Raw genomic sequence first — 16,029 nt, forward strand, 5'->3', positions numbered from 1 at the left:
AGTATCAGCAGAATCGGTATTGAGATCGCCGTCGCAGAAACAGCTTTCGACATCGGGCTCACGGGTGCTCACCACCAGGGGTGCCGCCGCTGGGCAGGTTGTCGAACCGGCGATTGGTGTGATGGACCTGGCTGGTTCGCTCTGTCGGGGTGAAGTTCATCCGGAAGGCGACGCCGGGTTCGGCGGCCTCACCGGTTTTCAGTAGGAAGCAGCCTGTGCCGGGCGGTGTTTCGCGTCGGTTCGGGTCGAGGTCGTCATCGGTGGGTGGGCGCGGCGCGGCCCAGGAGGTGATCAGCAGTTTCTCGGTGTCGGTGATCCCGACCACGGCGCGGATGCGATCGACTTCCTCGGGCCCGACCGGGCCGATGATCTTGGCGCGGGCCCGTTCGAAGAAGCCGAGCGCTTTGGCCTGTGCGGCGACGGAGTCGAAGGCGGCGAGGTCTTTGATGGTGTGGCTGCACATGATCAGACCGGTGCCCAGGGTCCGGTTCAGGCGGGTCAAGGCATCGACCCGATCGACCATGAATTCCCCGGCGCCGAGCACACGCCAGATCTCGTCCATCACCACTTCGAAGGTCCGAGGGGGTTGGAGTCCGGCGTCGGCCAGGGCGTGGGCGGCGGCGACCGCGCCGAACCCGTCCGACCAGCACACCATCAATACCGCGGCCAACAGTTTGGTGTCGCCCTCGGGAATGCGCGAGACATCCACGCACACCGCCGGACTGTCCAGGTCCAGCCGTGTGGTGGTGGGTCCGTTGAAGATGGCCCCGAACGGGCCTTCGACCAATGCCCGCAGCGATCGCCGGAGGGTTTTGGTGCTCGCCCGATAGGAAGGCTCGTCGTCCTCCTCGGCGAAGCGGCGCAGCCGGTCGCCGCCGGTGGAGATGACCTCGAGCAGGTCGGCCAGCAGCGGTGCGTGCGCGTAGCTGAAACCCGTAGCGCCGTAGAGCTCACGCAGCCCGGCGGCGATGAGGACTTCCTCGTAGTCCGCGACTCGGGAACCACGTACGAGTTCGATCAATCCGGCGACCACGTTGACCTGACCGGCTTCGACCCGTGCGCTGACCTGGCGGCGTTGGTCGGGATCGGGCAGCCGGTCGATGATCGAACCGAGTGCGCCGACGTCGAGGGGGTTGATGGTGCCGTGTCCGTAACCGACATCGACGACTTGGCCACCCAGGCGATCCACCAGGTCGCGATAGTCGGGTTTGGTGTCGCCCATGCACAGCACGGTCTCCCCCGCCGCGACCGCGCCGGTCACCATCCGCCGGATCAACGACGACTTACCGAAACCGTTGAGCGCCAACACGAACGCGATCGGCGCGCTGATGAACCCGCGCAGGAACCACGACATCGGGTCGAAATGGACCGGGGCACCGGTGATGTAATGGGTCCCGACCGGGGTACCGACCGTGGGCGCGCTCGCGCCCACCGAGAACGGCCACAGGCCGGCGACCTGGACGGTGGTGGCCCGCCATTCGGGGGTGGCAGGGACCACGGCGGCTCGGCCGCCGCCCGGCCCGCGGTATCCGCGGTCGGTCAGCGTTGCCAGCGATCGGTCGAAGCCATCGTCGCCACCGTGGGTTTCGGTGCGGCGGGCAGCAGTCGCCCGACGATGATCATCTCTGGACATCGCCAGCCGCGCCCACCAGCCACGCAGCCCGGGCCGGGCGGCAGCGGCTTCGGTGGCCGCCCTCGCTGCGGGAGTCAGAACGCGCACGCCTGCGACGGATTCGGTCCGCCGTTGGCGTGGGGTGTCGGTGCGGGTCATGCGCTCACCCGCTTGGAGATCGAGGAGTGTTCGGGCAGGACCAGTCCGATCCCCAGCGAGGCGGCGAACGCGCTGGCCTGGAAGCCGTAGCAGCGCCGCACCGACAGGCGTGAGGCAGCGCTCATGGCCTTCACCGATGCCTCGATGCCGGGCAGATCCCCGTCGAGGTGGTCGGTCACCGTGACGAGCACACCGAATCGGGTGAGTCCCGCGCCGCGGGCTTGTTCCTCCCGTGCGGCGCTGGTGTTGCCGACCCGGATCCGTGCCGACGCCGAGGCGATGCCGCGTTCGGTCTGTTCGGCGGCGATGGCGTCGCGGAAATCGGAATCCACCAGGCTGGTGGCCTCGGCGGCCGAATGCAGCCGGTACACGATCGCCACGCGCTTGCGCGGCACATCCGCGCGTGGGCGCAGCAGTTCTTCGAGCACGGTTTCCATCACCGCGCCGCGCGGGGCGGCGTCCATCTCCCAGGTGACCGAGCGGGCGCCGTCGTGGACGTAGTGATCCCAGCGATCGACATGGGAGAGCGGGCCGACCGAGTCCCAGGACTGGGTCTCGGCCAGTTGAGCACCGGCGGCCTCGACATCACGTTGGGAGGCCAGGTCGTAGCGGGTACGCACCAGCGCGAGGACTTCCCACGCCTGCAGCGGGGTGGCGGGCAGCCCTGCGCGGGCGAGTTGGGACAGCACGCCTTGCAGGCGCTGGCCGATCTCGCGGGCTTGCTCGGCCTCGTCGCGGCGGACCCTGCCTTTGCCGATGGCGCGGTAGGTGATCGCGATCCGCGCCTCGATTCGCACCCCGATGCCGCCGGAGTCGGCGGCGGCCTCCTGCATCACCGCGCGTGCGTACTCGGGCGCTTGCGGCCGGATCAGTCGGGTGACCTCTCTGGCCTGCTTGAGACGGGTCTCGACCACGTTGTCGAGCACCGCGGTCACCGCGACCACTTCCCCGCCGCGGCTCTGGGTCGCCAGAAAATGTCCGTAGCCCTCCACCCACGCGTCGATCTGGGGTTGGTCGACCAGTTCTTTGCCGCGCGGGACCACCCGCAACACGACCGTGTAGTGGTCGCTGCGGCGCAGTTGCAGCATCGCGAACCGGCCTCCCCCAGCGGTCTCGTACTCCGACAGCCGCGAATCAGCCCACAAACCAGGCAGTTTCGCTACTCCGGGGATCCGGGCGAACCGCCCCGCACGGTAGATGTGCTCCCCACGGGCGCGCGCGGCAACGAACTGGATGCGCAACAGCACCAGCTCCCACCCGGTGCGGCCGTCGATGGTGACCGCGACCGGTATGAACACCGCCGCCGCTGCCACCACCAACCCCAGCGCGACGCTCACCGAACGGGTGAGCAGGAACCCCACCATGACCGTCACGATCAATGCGAGCCCGACCATCGACACTCCCCAGGTCAGGCCGAAGAATCCGGCGCTGCGAGGACGCTCCCACCGCCCGTACATGCGACTGCTCATCGCCGCACCTCCCCCGGTCCCAGCGAATCGGGATTCCAGCCGCCCTCGGCCACGTCACGGGTCTGCGCCTCCACCGCCGAAACAGCTTGATCGCCAGCGGCTTTGATCTGTTGCGCAGCCATCACCGCGGCACCGGCCGCACCACCGGCAGCCGAACCCGCACCACCAGCGGCTTGCGAGCCGCCCGCGCTCTGCGACCCCGCCCCACCCCCCGACGAGGCCCTGCCCGACGGATCAGTCGAACGCACTCCCCCGCCGGCGGCGCCGCTCGCCGAACCACCGCTGCCACCGCTGTCGCCGCTCGCCCCGGACGCGGGTGCGGACCCGCCGCCGCCACCGCCCATCCGACGGCCCCCACCACCGCCACCAGGCCCACCGCCGTGACTCGATCCCCCGGAAGGCCCTGCCCCGGGGGCGGCGTCCTCGCCCTCGCTGACTTTGCGCGCGCTCCCGCGATCGCCCGCCGATCCCATCGCCACACCTGCCGCGCCGCCGGCCAGGACCGCGGTTGCGCCGCCGCCGCTGCCGAGCGTGGACACCGCGGGGGCGACCAGTCGTACCAGGGCGGGCAGAACGATCACGCTCATCAGCAGCAGGATCAGCCCCAACAGGATCTGCTGAGGATCGGTCTGGTTTTCATCGCCGATCACGGTGAAAGCGATCGCATACACCAGCGCGCCGGCCGGTTTGTAGAGCACGAACGCCAGCGCCCACGACAACAGCCGTTTGTAGGATTGCGAGCCGGGCCCGGTGCCCGAGGCTGCGGCCGCGAGCGGGATCACCGCGACCACCAGAATCAGCAGCGCTTGCCGCAGGACGAGCATCACCAGCTGGATCAGGGTGCCGATCAACCCGAGCAGGCCGATGATCAGCAGGACACCGGTACCGAGACCGGCTTGTGCGGTTTGCTGGTCGAATTTCGTCAGCCGGTCGACCGCACCGACCCAGTCGCCGTCGCTGGCGGAGAAGATCACCCAGGTGGCGAAATTGTCGCCGGCGCGGGTTCCCATGGTGACCAGCACCGCGAACGCCATGGACATGAAACTCGCCCGCGCGAGCATCAGGAAACTCTCTTGCGCCTCGCCGGCGACACCGCCGCGTTTGGCCAGCGCCAGGCGTGCCGCGGCGAACATGATGCCGGCGATCAGGAACGTCACCTGCAATCCGCTGGTGTACTCACGTACTGCGGTCAACGCCGAACCCGGTTCTCCGGAAGGGCCGGTCAGCTCAGGTGAGGGGAAGTCCGTCCACCACGCCATCGCGATCCTGATCAGCCGGGCGTAGCCGTCGATCAGGACGTCGACGAGATTGTCGATGGCCGAATTCGCGGCGTCTTCCACGGCTTGGCCGACTTGTTCGCATGCCTGTTGCGGGCCGAGCGGGATATCGCAGAGGCCGGGGAGCGACAATTGTTCTCGGGTACCTGCGGGTATCACGGAAGCGATCGGGGTCGGGCTCATGAGACGGTCCTCCACACCCCGAAGTCGCTCAGCGAGTCGGTGTAGGTTCCCGGGCCCCAGAGCGTTTCGATGTCGGTGGGGATCGCGACGCGCCAGTCACCGTCGAGCCAGGTCATCGGCCAGCGGGCGATCCGGTAGCCCATCCCGTCGCGGGCGGCGAACTCGACGACGGCGAAGTCGGGGCTGTATCCGGGGACGATGCGTACGCCGTCGGGGACGACGACGTAGCGTCCGGCGTCCGGGGTGCGTGAGCGTGAACGGGCGAACCGATCCAGCACCGCCTGCTCGTCGCCGTGGTAGCGCTCGGCGACCACACGCTGCCAGGTGCCCTCCGGCGCGGCCAGCGCGCGGGCCAACGCGTCCGCCGCGGCCAAGGCCGCACCTTGCGGTGTGCGTGCGAACCCGGAGGCGATCCCATCTCGGACCTCGGTCGGTCCGTCACTGGCCGAGACCGGCAGCGCCGCACCACCCCACCCGCGCTGCCATCGCAGCTGTGCGGGCGGGGTCACCAGGTAGTCCACACGTGTGGGGTCGGGTCTCGCGGCGGGGTCTTGGACAGCCGGGACACCGGCTTCGACCGCCGGGATCTCGAGGCGATTGCCGAACAAATCCGCACTCGATTCCCCTGTTGTGGTCGAGGGAGGCCGGGTGGTCGGGTCGATGGTCGGCGCCGAGGGCGGGGCTGCGGGCTGCGGTTCGCCGCGGGTGATGGTCAGCACCAACACCGTGACCACGACGGCAGTGATCGCAGCGAGCAGAATGATCAGGATCTTGTAAGAACGCATGCGGCACAGTCGCTTTCAGTGCTCTTGGAACGCGATGAGTTCGGGTGGGGTGGTCTCGACGGCAGCCACGGCGGGCCGGGAGGAGGGGGTGATGTCGGGCAGCGTCAGGCGCCAGTCGTCGTGCTGCCAGATCACGGTGGTGTGGTGTCGGGTCACCGAGTTGTCGGGGTGGCTGCTGTAGAGATCGACGTCGGTGGCGTCGGGGCTGTAGTGGGTGATGACGTAGCCGAGCAGCCGCGGCGCGCCGCTGGTGATCGGGGCGGTGATCGAAATCTGAGCGCGCGCGACCGCCCAAGCGTCGCGGCCTGCCCCGGGAGCGAGCATGCGCGCACCGATCTGGGGCCATTGGCTTTCGGCGGCGATCGAGACTCGAACACTGGCCTGCGCCGCCGCGACTGCCGCACCAGCCGGGGACCTGTCGAATCCGGTGACGACAGGGCCGTCACTGCGGTGAGGTCCTTGGTCGGTCATCGGCAGGTCGACGCCTTGAAAAGGCTGCCATCGCAGGCCTGTCGGCGCGGCCTGGATATCGATGACCGTGTTGTCGCTGGGATCGCCACTTCCCACAGCGTTTTCGGTGCCGCACGCCATCAGTGCGGCGGCGGCGATCGGACCGGTGAACGCCAGTACGGCGGTCACCGCCAAACAATGAATTCGGTCCGGACGCACAGGTATCGACCTCCTCGAGAGGTGACGGTCAGGTGGAGGGCAGGACAGACAGAGCAAGGGAGCTGGCCATGCCGAGCAAGGCGGCACCGAGCAAGGCGCCGAGGAGTCCTTCGAGGCTTTCCTCGCGGTAGACACGGATCGCCAGCAGCCCGCCGACCCAGATCGTGCGGGCAATGCACAGCAGCAGCACGCACCAGGCCAGATAGCCCAGCAGTTGGGTCACAGGAGACAGCACGTCAGCGGGGAGGTTCGCGGCCAGCACCGTCGACTCCGGCGACGGATTCGCCGACACTGGGCTTGCCTCGGGGCCGTCGCGCATGTCAGGCACCTCCGTTGACGACCGCGTTCATGATCGGTCCCGCGCTGGTGGCCAGAATTCCTCCGAACAGCGCGCCGAGCAGGATCTTCGGGGATTCGACCGACCCGCCGTGCCAGCGTTCCCATCCGAATTTGCCGCCGGCGTAGATGACGGCCGCGATCCCGGCCAGTGTCACGAACCAGGCCATGAAGTTCACCAGGGTGATGACCTTGTTGGCTCCCGGCGGGGCCGTGGGGGTGATGTTGATTTCCTGCGCCCACACGGTCACAACCGTGTGGGCCAGGGCTACGGCGGTGCTCATGATGAGGTCTCCGAATCGTTGCGAGCCGCGCCTGTTCGGGTCGCGGCCAAGCGAGTGAGGATCTGGGTTCCGGCGCGATACACATCGACCGGAACCGCGTTTCGCAGCCGGGCACGTCGTGGCGGTGGCGGATCGAACGGCGTGAATTCGGCCAAATCGGTGAGCTCGGTGGCGAGAAGCTCGTCGTGCCAGCCGATCTCGTAGACCGACTCGACCAGTTCGGTGACCACCGACCGGTAGCGGCGCACCGCCGCGGGCACAGCGCCCGGGCGCGCGGCGGTGAGCACCAGCCCGATCACTTCGACCCCGGGGGCGGCGCGTCCGGCGTGCCATTCCCGCAGGCGATCGGCAGCGGCGGTGAGCCCGGGCATGCACAGCCGGGCCGCGACCAGCACCAGCTGGGTGGTCGCCGGTGAGGCCGGCCAGGACAGTCCGGTGTCGGCGGCCGGTGCCCACCAGCGCGCCAGGGTGGAAGTGCCCGCGCCGCCGTGCGCACCCAGCACCGCCCACAGCGGCGGGTGCGCGCCTGTCGTCGGCAACGGATCGGTCCGCAACGGCGCGACCTGGTCCGGCGCGGACAATGTGTGCGGGTCCAACCGGCTGCCGGTGCCAGGCCGGGAGGCCTGTTCGAGGTGTGAAGCGGTGGCGGTCATGTCAGCCTCGCTTCTGGAAGTTGGTGATCAGCACGTCCCCGTCCGGGGCGGGATGGGTGTTGATCAGTTGCAGGTAGTCCACGCGGCTGCCGTCGGGGTGACGCTCCACCAGGTGCACCTCGGCGGCGGTTGCAGCGATCGGGGTGATCGCGACGCAGTGCGTCGTCCCGGCAGGGATCGAGGCGATCCCCGCGGCCAGGGAGTCGGCGGCGAGGCCGGCTTCGAGTGCGACCAGCCGCAGCGCTGCCTCGGCATCGCGGCGCTGGTAGTAGGCGTGCTCGAAGGCGGCGATCACCCCGGGCATCGACCGTGTGTCGCCGGGGCCGTCGGTGATCGTTGTGCCCGTCAATCCAGTGCACGCGTCAGCGATAGCCGTCGTCGCCGGTGGTGTGGCATTCAGTGTGGGAATCACGGCGGGGGTCTCAGGGATGTCGGTGACCGCCATGATCCCTGCGCCCGTCACCGCGGCGGCGAGGGTCAACGCCGCGGTGAGTGCGATCCACACCGCTCGGTGTCCCGGAAGGTGCCGCCGGCTGTCCGTAGCTGCGGGCACGCTGTCCGCGCGTTCCGCGCCGAGCCACTGCCATTGGTCGCCTTCGTCAGTGGGAACGCCGGTGCGTGTATCCGGGGCGGGTTGCGCGACAGTGGTTTCGGTGCGCAGCCAGTCCGCGCCGTGGTCGGTGTCGATGGGGGTGTCGTGTCGCATGGGTGGGTGTCACCTCCTCGCAGCGATGGCAGTGGGGGAAGATGGGCCCTCCGGGCGGGTCGCCGGGGGAGGATCAGCAGACTGGTTGGGTACGTCGGCCGAACCAGCTCCGCCCGGAGGGGTCTGTGGGGTCACCGTCCGCTGGGTGCCGCAGGGGGCGCGGTCGACGGCGTCGGAATGCTCGGCGAGGAACGCGTCGCCGACGAGGTCGTCGAGGTTGGTGATGGGGCTCCCGATGTCGGGGCGGTCGGCGCGTCGCGTGTGATGGCGATGAACCAGTCCGCGACGGCGCGCAGTGCGGAGCTGCCGGTGCTGGTGGCGGGGACGGTGTCGTAGGAGCCGTGGCGGCCGGTGGTGTCGCTGTATTGGGCGGTCGCGGCCAGGGTGTAGAGCTGATCGGAGTCGGTGACGGTGCTGGTGATCGCGTCGAAGGCGTCGTTGACCCATCGGCTGGCCGTCTGGGGTGGGATGAGTTCGACGACCGCGTCGGCGAGTTTCGTGCCGAGAACCGCGACCGCGGCCAGCGGATCGGCCATGCCCACGGTCGCCAGCTCGGCCACCGTGGCCGGGGTGATCACCGTCCGTGCCACCGTGATAGCGGCGTTGAGCCCGATCGTGCCGATCTTGAACAGCGCACTGAGTGCTTCGGCGTGGGTGGGCGCGGTGGCGGCCGAATCGGAGGCCTCGGCCAAGCGTCGGCCGAGTGGTTCGGCGGGCTGGTAGGACAGTTCATCGAGGCTGGTGCCGGAAAGGTCCTCGTTGACCACAGTCACGGCGGTGTTGAAAGCAGTCGCCGACAGGGCGGCGGCGATGGTGGAGATCGCCGCGATCGGATCACGGGTATCACTGCGAGCGGCGATGTTCGCCGCGGTAGTGGCCAGCGGACTGCTGGCGGGAGTGTCGCAGGCGCCGTCACCGGCCATACACAGATCCGCGACTCGACCGGTCAACGCCCCGTACCCGGGCGTACTGGCCCCGGTGCTCGCGATCCCGCCTCCGGCCAGCGCCGGGGTGAGCAAGCTGATTTCAGAGACCTCGCTGCCGCTGGTTCCCGGGGCCGCAGACGGCGTGCTCGATTGCGGGCGGCCCGGCAGGACTGGAGTGCCGGCAGCGCGAGCGGGGTTGGCCAGCAGCGCGACGGCGGCAACCCGGTCGGCGCTGATGCGACTCTGCCCGGAGCCGACGCGTTGGGCGAAGCGGTCGGCCGCCGCGGCGCCGTGAGCGTATCCGGCGACGGCGAGAAGCGTGTTCGGGCAGCGGTCCACGACCTCGCCGGCCATGTCTTCGAGCTGTTGGGCTGCATTCTCGACTGCGGCGTCGAAGGTCGACGTGGTATCGCCGTAGGGCACGTAGGCGCGCTGCACCAGCTCCCCCGCGGCGGCGGTGACCGGCCCGAACACTTGCCCGAGCGCACCGGTATCGCCGCCGGTCTCTGTCGCGCCTTCCTCGTGGCCCTGAACGCCCAACGCGTAGAGGACTGGGCACGCTTGGGTTTTCGTGAAGTCGGGTTGTGCGGTTGCCGTTGCCGGTGCCGCTGCGAAGAAGGTGGTTGCCAGTGCCAGCACAGTCGCGGCACTGCGGAGTCGGGTGTGAATGGGGTGGGAGTGCATTGATGTCACCTCGATCGGGGCGCCTGCCCGCTCAGACAGCGCTGTGCGTGGCGGGCAGGCGCGCATTCAGGTGGTCTGCGATGGCGATGCGTCGATGGGGCGGGCGGGACGACGCAGCAGGTAGGAGCTCAGAAGAGTCAGGACATCCGCGGCGGCGTCGACGGCGGTGCGGGCATGACCGGTGGGGTAGTCGCGCCAGCTCAGGTCGACATCGAAGAGCCGGTACTCGGCGAACAACGCCCGGCTCATCGCGATCGGGATGAGACCGTCCCTGCTGCCGTGATACAGGTGGACCGGGACATGTGGGCGCAGGTGGGCCGCGGCTTCGGCCGCCAGGACATAGCGCCACAGCGGGTCGTTCCACGGTTCACGACGTTCGCACCAGGTCCCCAGGGGAATGTGGCGGTAAGTCTCGAGTAACTCGGTGGCGGTCAGACTTTGTGCGTGAGTGAAGCGGTGGTGCCCTTCTTCGGTGAGAACGTGAGTGACCGGTAGGTGGGCGTAGGCGCGGGCCAACCCGACCATGCCGGCCATCGCCAGGCCCGACAGCGGGCCGCCATCGATGTCGGCGACCAAGGCACGCGGGTTCGCTGGGACCGCGCCGGCCGCGACCCCGCGCAAATCCACCTCCGGGGCATAAACCGGTTGCTGTTCGGCGGCGAAGATCGCCGCCCGCCCACCATCGGCGTAACCCCAGATCACGCACCCGCCCGAGACATCGAGGTCGGCCATCGTCGACACGGCGCGGGCCAGGTCGAGCACTGTATGCGCCGCAGCATGCCCCGCCAGAAACGGAAGTGCCCCCAGGCCGGTCATGCCCAAGCCCTGCCCATCGGGGATCGCCACCGTCCAACCACGTTCCAGCGCCAGCGCCACATCCGCGAGTGCGGGGTCGGCGACCCCCTCGGGCAGGAGTTGTGATGGTGCGATCCGCCCGCCCAGGCCCCGGAAGCTCGGGCAGTACAGCAGGGCGGCGGCTCCTTCGCCAGCATGTGTGGTGGCGGTGGGGGTCACGACGAGTCCGGACGCTGGCAGGGGTGCGTGGAAACTGGTGCGAGTCGAATACACCACCTGCCAGGCCCGCGCCGCGCCGGCCATGCCCTGAACATCCACTTCGCGGGCACGCAGCAGTTGACCTGCGCGCGCGGTGAAGTCTTCGGATACGGGCAGGTAGAAGTCGTCGCCGGACTCGGTTTCGGTTTCGGTCGGGGTGGTCATGGGTCACCGTCCTGCGAGATCGTGGGCGAGAGCGACCATCCAGGCCACCCCGGAGTCGAGCTGGCCGCTGGTGGCGTAGCCGTTGTGGCGGGCGATGGTGTCGGCATAACGCAGCAACACCGCGGGGTTCACCAGGTCGACGTTGTCGGCCAGCAGCCCTGCCCACGCCGCCGACAACTGCCCGGCCAACTTCGGCAGCAGCCCGACCGGATTCGCCGTCACCGCAGCGACGATCTCGTTCCAGCGGCCCGCCGCCGCCCCGGCATCCGGTGCCGGTGTGCGCGGGTCGGCGGCATCGACCAACCGACCTGCGAGACTCCGCTGCGGCAGATAGTCGACGTTCCCGCTCTCGACAGCGAAGTCGTTGAGCAGCACGGCATTCCATGCATCGCCCAGCGCGGTGTGCAGCAGGCCGTTCAGGGTTGCCAGGGCCGACAGGGGGTCGCGTAGGTCGGCTTGGGCGGCGATCGCGGCGCCGACGCGGAGCAGGGCCGCGCGATCGGGAGCCGAGCACGCGAGGTCTCCGTCGGTGCAGATATCGGCGACACGGCCGACCAGCTCGCCGTAGCCGACCCCGGTAGCGATACCGCCACCGGCTGCGGAGGGATTGGTCAGCGCGACCTGCGACACCGCCGCCCCGCTGGTTCCCGGGGCCGGATCGGGCACAACCTGGCCCGGCCGACCGGGCAATACCGGCGCGCCGGGCGTCCGGTCAGGATTGGCGTACAACGCGATTCCCGCGATCCGGTCCGCCGGCACCGGACCGAGATCGGCGCCGACATCGGCGGCGAATCCCGACATCGCCTGCGCTCCCTGGGAATAGCCGATCCCAGCGATCAACGTGCTCGGGCAGGCAGCGACTATCTCGACCGCCGCGGCGTCGAGTCGATTGCGGGCGTCGGTGACCGACACCGTGTAAGGATCGGTTCCCCCGCCGGGCACCGCGCCGCCGAAGCCCGCACCGTAAGGGATATAGGAACGCTGCACTACCCCGGGCACTGCACCCAGGACCGGCGCGATCAAGGCGCCGACCACACCGGTGTCAGCGAGCGGATCCGCTGTCGGTGAGGATTGCCCGGTGCCCTGCACCCCCAGCACGTATAGGGCGGGGCACCCCGGCCCGATCGGCACTGCCTCAGCAGCGGGTGGTGCGGCGCACATCGGAGCGCCGAGTTCGACGGTGGCCGCCACCGCGACCGCCATCATCGTTCGCGCCGCTCCGCGACGGTGACGTAGGTGGTCGGTCATGGTTGCCCCACACCGACTCCGGCGCCGAAGCCGGCACCGACCGTGCCGCCAGCTACCGCACCGACCGCGCCGACCGGGACTCCGGTCACGACCGCACCGGCGGCGGCACCAGCCGCGGCACCGAGCGCGGTTCCGGCGACCCCGGAAGTCACGGTGCCGATCACCGGAACCGGCACGACCGTGCCCAGGGCCGCTCCGGCGATCCCGCCGATGGTGCCGCCGACCAGCCCCCCGACCACCGCTCCGGTGACCGCTGCCGGGCCCCCGGCGACGACCGCACCGGTGGCTCCGCCGATCCCGGCGCCTGCGAGGGTCGCCCCCGACACCCGATCCGAGCGTCCGGCAGGGATGCCGATCGAGTCGAGAGCGGTGGAGACCTGGGCCTCCGCTCCAGCTGCCGTGTCGTTGATCGCATCGGCACATTCCGGAGGTAGCCAGTCCGGGCGCGGGGCCTGCCACTGCCCGATCCGAATGGTGTTCTCCGGGGGTTCGATCGGCGCTACCGGTTCCACCGGCTCCGGTAGATGCAGGTCCTCGATTCGGATCGGCGCGACCGGCTCTTCCGGCGGAGGCGCTGGACGTGATGGAGCGTTGCGGACCTCGGGTGGCTGCACGTAATACACCGGTGGCGAAGGAGCAGGAGCGGGCTCCGGCACAACCGGCTCCGGGGGTAGCGCAGGTCCAGGCGGAGATTGCGGTGGCGTGGTGCCCGGCTGCGCGGGACCGGTCACCCCGGGCTGGTCGGCGACCGCGACCAGGGGATCAGCAGCATGGGCACCGCCGGCCGCGAGGACCATCGCCGCCACCGGAATCATCGTGGCCGCCGCGACACCGCTTACACGGACGGTAGACGAAGGAATGCAAGATCTGGGCATGACGAAATAAGCCTTCCCATCAAGGGATCAGGACTACGAGGTGGGAGCAGCTGCGCCGACGGCACAGCATGTAGCGGCCCCATCCCGCAGCCGAACAGGCTGCGGGAGGCCGCTTTTCAGACCGACTCGGTCAGATGAAGGGCAGGATCAGGCTCAGTGTCTGCGCGACGACGAACAAGCCGTTCGACAGCACCGACAGGCCGGCATTGACATAACCCAGGATTGCGAAGGGGTCCACGGTCCACTTCCTTCCAGAATCTTCGGATTCGCGAGTTCGTAGCCGAACGCGCAACTCCATCCAAACTCCGGAACACCCTCAGAATCCAGCACTTTCGGTTATGCAGTTAGCGGTACCGATGCTTGCGTAATTCGCTACACGAGCCCTCACCAGTGGGTTTGCCGACAAAGTGCCAACACTTGCGTCACGGAACTTCTTTGGCGAAATCGCTGCCAGACAGGAGGACGTCCCGACGCCAATCAGCGCAGAACGGCATCTGCTCAGCTATCCACTCGGATGGTTGCGCGATCTGCGCAGTTGCCGGGTCATACCCATTCTGGTAGGAACAAAACCACTACCCGGGGGCCAACTGTTCAACATAACTCTCTTCGGCCTGCCACGGAAGATGATCGAAGGAGGGGAACTCCGTTGAGCCGAGATCCCGCACACCGCAGACCGCCAGATCTCCACCAGCCGCGACCGCCGAGCATCCCGACCGTGGGCGCCACGTGCCGACTGATCCGCGAAGAACGCGGCCTCACCCGCGACACATCCGCGACCCGCCTGGGAATCAGTCGCAGTCACCTCGCCGACATCGAACGAGACCGCCGAGCACCCAGCGAAGACCTCCTCGAGCAGATCATCGTCGGCTACCAACTCGACCTCCCCCTCGCTCGTCACTTGCGCGAGTTACGGGCAACAGCCGACACTCTCGAGCCGACCTCCGCCCTCCGCGAGGCCGTGACCACCAACCCAGCACTCATGCGTCACCTACAACGGCTACACGAACGCGGCGAGCTGGCCGCCTACGTCGACTCCGCCTGGACTCTTCTGGCCTGCAACAATGCCTTCCGCGAATCCGCCCCAGGACTCAACCCCGGAACGTCGATCCCGGTCTGGATGTTCTCCGACAACGCCAGAAGACTGTTCCCACGCTGGCCTCACGAAGCCGACCACGCCACAGCCAACATCCGCGGCATCGTCGGCCGCTACCGCGGCTCACAACAAGTCCAAACCATCTTCCGCAGCCTTCGTCCCATCAAAGAGTTCGGACTCCGCTGGAACGACGGTGTGCACACCGCCTACGGTCGCGACCCCAGCGACCTCATGCACGCCCACCACCCCACCGGACGAACCAGCTCCTACAGCCTGACCATCACCAACCAGAGCGAGCACATCTTCCTCATCATCCTCTCCGAGCATCCCGGCAGAGACATCGAAACCATCGACCCTAGCTAATTTCCGACACGCCCACCGACACGCCGAAAACGTCTGCGACAGATCACGGAACCGCCCAATCCGACAGATCTTGATCTCCACACAACCCTCACACAGAACAGCCCGCCGATCAGCCAACTCCTCCTCCATCGGGCTATCATCGGGCACCACGTTGAGCCGCCTGCCAACCGACGAGACACACAACCGAAGCGTCACCGTCCACGCGATTAGCTGCAATCCGAGACGAGTGGGTGACAAATTGTTCCGCTTTCTCACTTTGGTGCAGGATGCGATTCTTCGATCCCGGCTTCGACGCGGCGCCGCCCAGACCATTGCCGAAACCAGCGCGGTGCGGGCGCGGGCCGAGACCGGCACAGCGGGAAGCCAGACCTGCAGATCTGGCGCGAGCGGCTGCGTGAGGTTCTGGCGGCGTGCATTGCGCTGGCACCGACCGGGCACTGATCGAGTTCACCGTCGACTACCTGACCGTGAACACCGCCGAGATCGACCTGCTCCGACACCCCGGTGCTCGTCGACCCCGGCCAGGAAGTCCGTGGCCGGATACCGCAACTGCTGGAACGCTTCAGCGAGCGTCGTATCGCCCCCGCCGAGATCGCGGAGGAGATTTCGGTGATGACCGACGACGGTCAGCAGGGGGTGCGGGAGGTCGGCCGCGCGATCGTCGCCAGCGCCGAGGGCGATGTTCGGGTGTGGCCAGGCTGGGTCGACCGCGTTCGAGTCGCCGATCGGCTGCACGAGGACGCGATCGAAGCGCGTGAGCATTACGGCGACATCGATTACCACCACCTCACCGCCGTGATCCGCGATATCGACACCGGAACCTCAGCGGCGAAACCGAGCTGCCGGAGCTGATGTGGGTCGACATACGCAGCAAAGCCGCCGGATACCGCGTCTCCTCGGCAGTCACCGGGGAAGTGACCCGACTGCTCAGCGAGGCAGGTGTCGACCCGAGCCACCGCGATCACGCAAAGCTCAAGTCCTCGGTGTCCTCGATCGGCAGCACCCTGGACAGCGTGGCTCATGGCGGATCGCTGCTGGGCATGGACTCCGACCGCGAGGAATTCCTCACCAGACGCACCCGACTCGGCAACACCTGCGCGACAACGGGATTACGACCCGAGGCCATGACCACGATCCGTGAGGTCGTCGACGGTCACACCCGCGGCGCCGGTCAGGCCGCGATCGAGCGCCGCGGGCGGTGGAAGGACCGGATCACCGCGATCGCCGCCACCCGCGACGATGCGCTCGCCCAACGGCAAGCCGCCACCGCGGGCCGCTCCAGCGGCCCGGTCCGTGCCTGCACCACCAGCCCGGCCCTGACCGCGCAGGTCATCGGCCCGACCCACTCACCGCACATCCGGCATCTGCACGGTGAGGAGATCGGCCGGTGATCGAAAAGCAGGTAGTCCGCCACCCGTGACATAAATCAGCCCAGGGCGCGAACCCCTGGGCTGATCTGCGTTCCGGGCCGCGACTACTTCTTGCCGCT

The 16,029-nt window shown here is 68.6% G+C and carries 16 protein-coding genes; 3 read left to right on the forward strand and 13 right to left on the reverse strand.

Annotated elements, in window-relative coordinates; translation table 11 throughout:
- Positions 1–58: 58 nt before the first annotated feature.
- The 13 genes from NS3_RS15000 to NS3_RS15060 form a co-directional block, all read right to left on the reverse strand.
- A complete protein-coding gene (locus tag NS3_RS15000; protein ID WP_067859923.1) occupies positions 59–1,771 on the reverse strand; it encodes a putative type IV secretion/conjugal transfer ATPase in 1,713 nt (570 codons plus the stop codon).
- Positions 1,768–3,240 carry an SCO6880 family protein gene (locus tag NS3_RS15005; protein ID WP_084495554.1) on the reverse strand — a complete coding sequence of 491 codons (1,473 nt, stop codon included), beginning with the start codon at positions 3,238–3,240 and terminating at the stop codon, positions 1,768–1,770. The genes NS3_RS15000 and NS3_RS15005 overlap by 4 nt, the downstream gene beginning before the upstream one ends.
- A complete protein-coding gene (locus NS3_RS15010) occupies positions 3,237–4,700 on the reverse strand; it encodes a TrbL/VirB6 family protein (protein ID WP_507762082.1) in 1,464 nt (487 codons plus the stop codon). The genes NS3_RS15005 and NS3_RS15010 overlap by 4 nt, the downstream gene beginning before the upstream one ends.
- Positions 4,697–5,485 (reverse strand): DUF8175 domain-containg protein, encoded by a 789-nt coding sequence (locus NS3_RS15015; protein ID WP_067859933.1) that lies wholly within the window; start codon positions 5,483–5,485, stop codon positions 4,697–4,699. The genes NS3_RS15010 and NS3_RS15015 overlap by 4 nt, the downstream gene beginning before the upstream one ends.
- 15 nt (positions 5,486–5,500) lie before the next feature.
- Entirely contained in the window at positions 5,501–6,124 is a 624-nt protein-coding gene (locus NS3_RS15020) for a DUF8175 domain-containg protein (RefSeq protein WP_157101355.1), read from the reverse strand.
- Between the two features lie 58 nt (positions 6,125–6,182).
- Positions 6,183–6,473 carry a hypothetical protein gene (locus NS3_RS15025; RefSeq protein WP_067859939.1) on the reverse strand — a complete coding sequence of 97 codons (291 nt, stop codon included), beginning with the start codon at positions 6,471–6,473 and terminating at the stop codon, positions 6,183–6,185.
- 1 nt (position 6,474) lies between these two features.
- Positions 6,475–6,774, reverse strand: a complete 300-nt coding sequence (locus tag NS3_RS15030; RefSeq protein WP_067859942.1) for a hypothetical protein — start codon at positions 6,772–6,774, stop codon at positions 6,475–6,477.
- Positions 6,771–7,427, reverse strand: a complete 657-nt coding sequence (locus tag NS3_RS15035; RefSeq protein WP_067859945.1) for a hypothetical protein — start codon at positions 7,425–7,427, stop codon at positions 6,771–6,773. Before NS3_RS15035 ends, NS3_RS15030 begins: the two co-directional genes overlap by 4 nt.
- Position 7,428: 1 nt before the next feature.
- Positions 7,429–8,133 carry a DUF8176 domain-containing protein gene (locus NS3_RS15040; RefSeq protein WP_067859948.1) on the reverse strand — a complete coding sequence of 235 codons (705 nt, stop codon included), beginning with the start codon at positions 8,131–8,133 and terminating at the stop codon, positions 7,429–7,431.
- 131 nt (positions 8,134–8,264) lie between these two features.
- Positions 8,265–9,599 (reverse strand): cutinase family protein, encoded by a 1,335-nt coding sequence (locus tag NS3_RS15045; RefSeq protein ID WP_067859951.1) that lies wholly within the window; start codon positions 9,597–9,599, stop codon positions 8,265–8,267.
- A 210-nt stretch (positions 9,600–9,809) separates the two neighbouring features.
- Positions 9,810–10,961: a lipase family protein gene (locus NS3_RS15050; protein WP_067859954.1), complete on the reverse strand. Its 1,152-nt coding sequence runs from the start codon at positions 10,959–10,961 to the stop codon at positions 9,810–9,812.
- A 3-nt stretch (positions 10,962–10,964) separates the two neighbouring features.
- A complete protein-coding gene (locus NS3_RS15055; RefSeq protein WP_245649629.1) occupies positions 10,965–12,209 on the reverse strand; it encodes a cutinase family protein in 1,245 nt (414 codons plus the stop codon).
- The gene (locus NS3_RS15060) at positions 12,206–12,721 is read right to left on the reverse strand and encodes a hypothetical protein (RefSeq protein ID WP_067859957.1); all 516 of its coding nucleotides are present in this window, start codon (positions 12,719–12,721) and stop codon (positions 12,206–12,208) included. The genes NS3_RS15055 and NS3_RS15060 overlap by 4 nt, the downstream gene beginning before the upstream one ends.
- A 1,078-nt stretch (positions 12,722–13,799) precedes the next feature.
- Here NS3_RS15060 and NS3_RS15065 point away from each other — a divergent pair.
- The 3 genes from NS3_RS15065 to NS3_RS15075 all read left to right on the forward strand — a co-directional run bounded on the left by NS3_RS15065 (position 13,800) and on the right by NS3_RS15075 (position 15,931).
- A complete protein-coding gene (locus NS3_RS15065; RefSeq protein WP_067859960.1) occupies positions 13,800–14,540 on the forward strand; it encodes a helix-turn-helix domain-containing protein in 741 nt (246 codons plus the stop codon).
- 504 nt (positions 14,541–15,044) lie between these two features.
- Entirely contained in the window at positions 15,045–15,392 is a 348-nt protein-coding gene (locus NS3_RS15070; RefSeq protein WP_067859963.1) for a hypothetical protein, read from the forward strand.
- On the forward strand, positions 15,392–15,931 hold the full coding sequence (locus NS3_RS15075) for a hypothetical protein (protein ID WP_067859965.1): 540 nt from the start codon (positions 15,392–15,394) through the stop codon (positions 15,929–15,931). Before NS3_RS15070 ends, NS3_RS15075 begins: the two co-directional genes overlap by 1 nt.
- The last annotated feature ends 98 nt before the right edge of the window (positions 15,932–16,029 follow it).

The sequence above is a fragment of the Nocardia shimofusensis NBRC 100134 genome (assembly GCF_001613125.1).
Classification (GTDB): domain Bacteria; phylum Actinomycetota; class Actinomycetes; order Mycobacteriales; family Mycobacteriaceae; genus Nocardia; species Nocardia shimofusensis.

What these genes read in the sequence shown, in the direction of transcription:
- NS3_RS15000 (WP_067859923.1), bottom strand. Translation starts at nt 1,771, where the DNA reads ATGACCCGCACCGACACCCCACGCCAACGGCGGACCGAATCCGTCGCA.
- NS3_RS15005 (WP_084495554.1), bottom strand. Translation starts at nt 3,240, where the DNA reads ATGAGCAGTCGCATGTACGGGCGGTGGGAGCGTCCTCGCAGCGCCGGA.
- NS3_RS15010 (WP_507762082.1), bottom strand. Translation starts at nt 4,700, where the DNA reads ATGAGCCCGACCCCGATCGCTTCCGTGATACCCGCAGGTACCCGAGAA.
- NS3_RS15015 (WP_067859933.1), bottom strand. Translation starts at nt 5,485, where the DNA reads ATGCGTTCTTACAAGATCCTGATCATTCTGCTCGCTGCGATCACTGCC.
- NS3_RS15025 (WP_067859939.1), bottom strand. Translation starts at nt 6,473, where the DNA reads ATGCGCGACGGCCCCGAGGCAAGCCCAGTGTCGGCGAATCCGTCGCCG.
- NS3_RS15030 (WP_067859942.1), bottom strand. Translation starts at nt 6,774, where the DNA reads ATGAGCACCGCCGTAGCCCTGGCCCACACGGTTGTGACCGTGTGGGCG.
- NS3_RS15035 (WP_067859945.1), bottom strand. Translation starts at nt 7,427, where the DNA reads ATGACCGCCACCGCTTCACACCTCGAACAGGCCTCCCGGCCTGGCACC.
- NS3_RS15040 (WP_067859948.1), bottom strand. Translation starts at nt 8,133, where the DNA reads ATGCGACACGACACCCCCATCGACACCGACCACGGCGCGGACTGGCTG.
- NS3_RS15050 (WP_067859954.1), bottom strand. Translation starts at nt 10,961, where the DNA reads ATGACCACCCCGACCGAAACCGAAACCGAGTCCGGCGACGACTTCTAC.
- NS3_RS15055 (WP_245649629.1), bottom strand. Translation starts at nt 12,209, where the DNA reads ATGACCGACCACCTACGTCACCGTCGCGGAGCGGCGCGAACGATGATG.
- NS3_RS15075 (WP_067859965.1), top strand. Translation starts at nt 15,392, where the DNA reads ATGTGGGTCGACATACGCAGCAAAGCCGCCGGATACCGCGTCTCCTCG.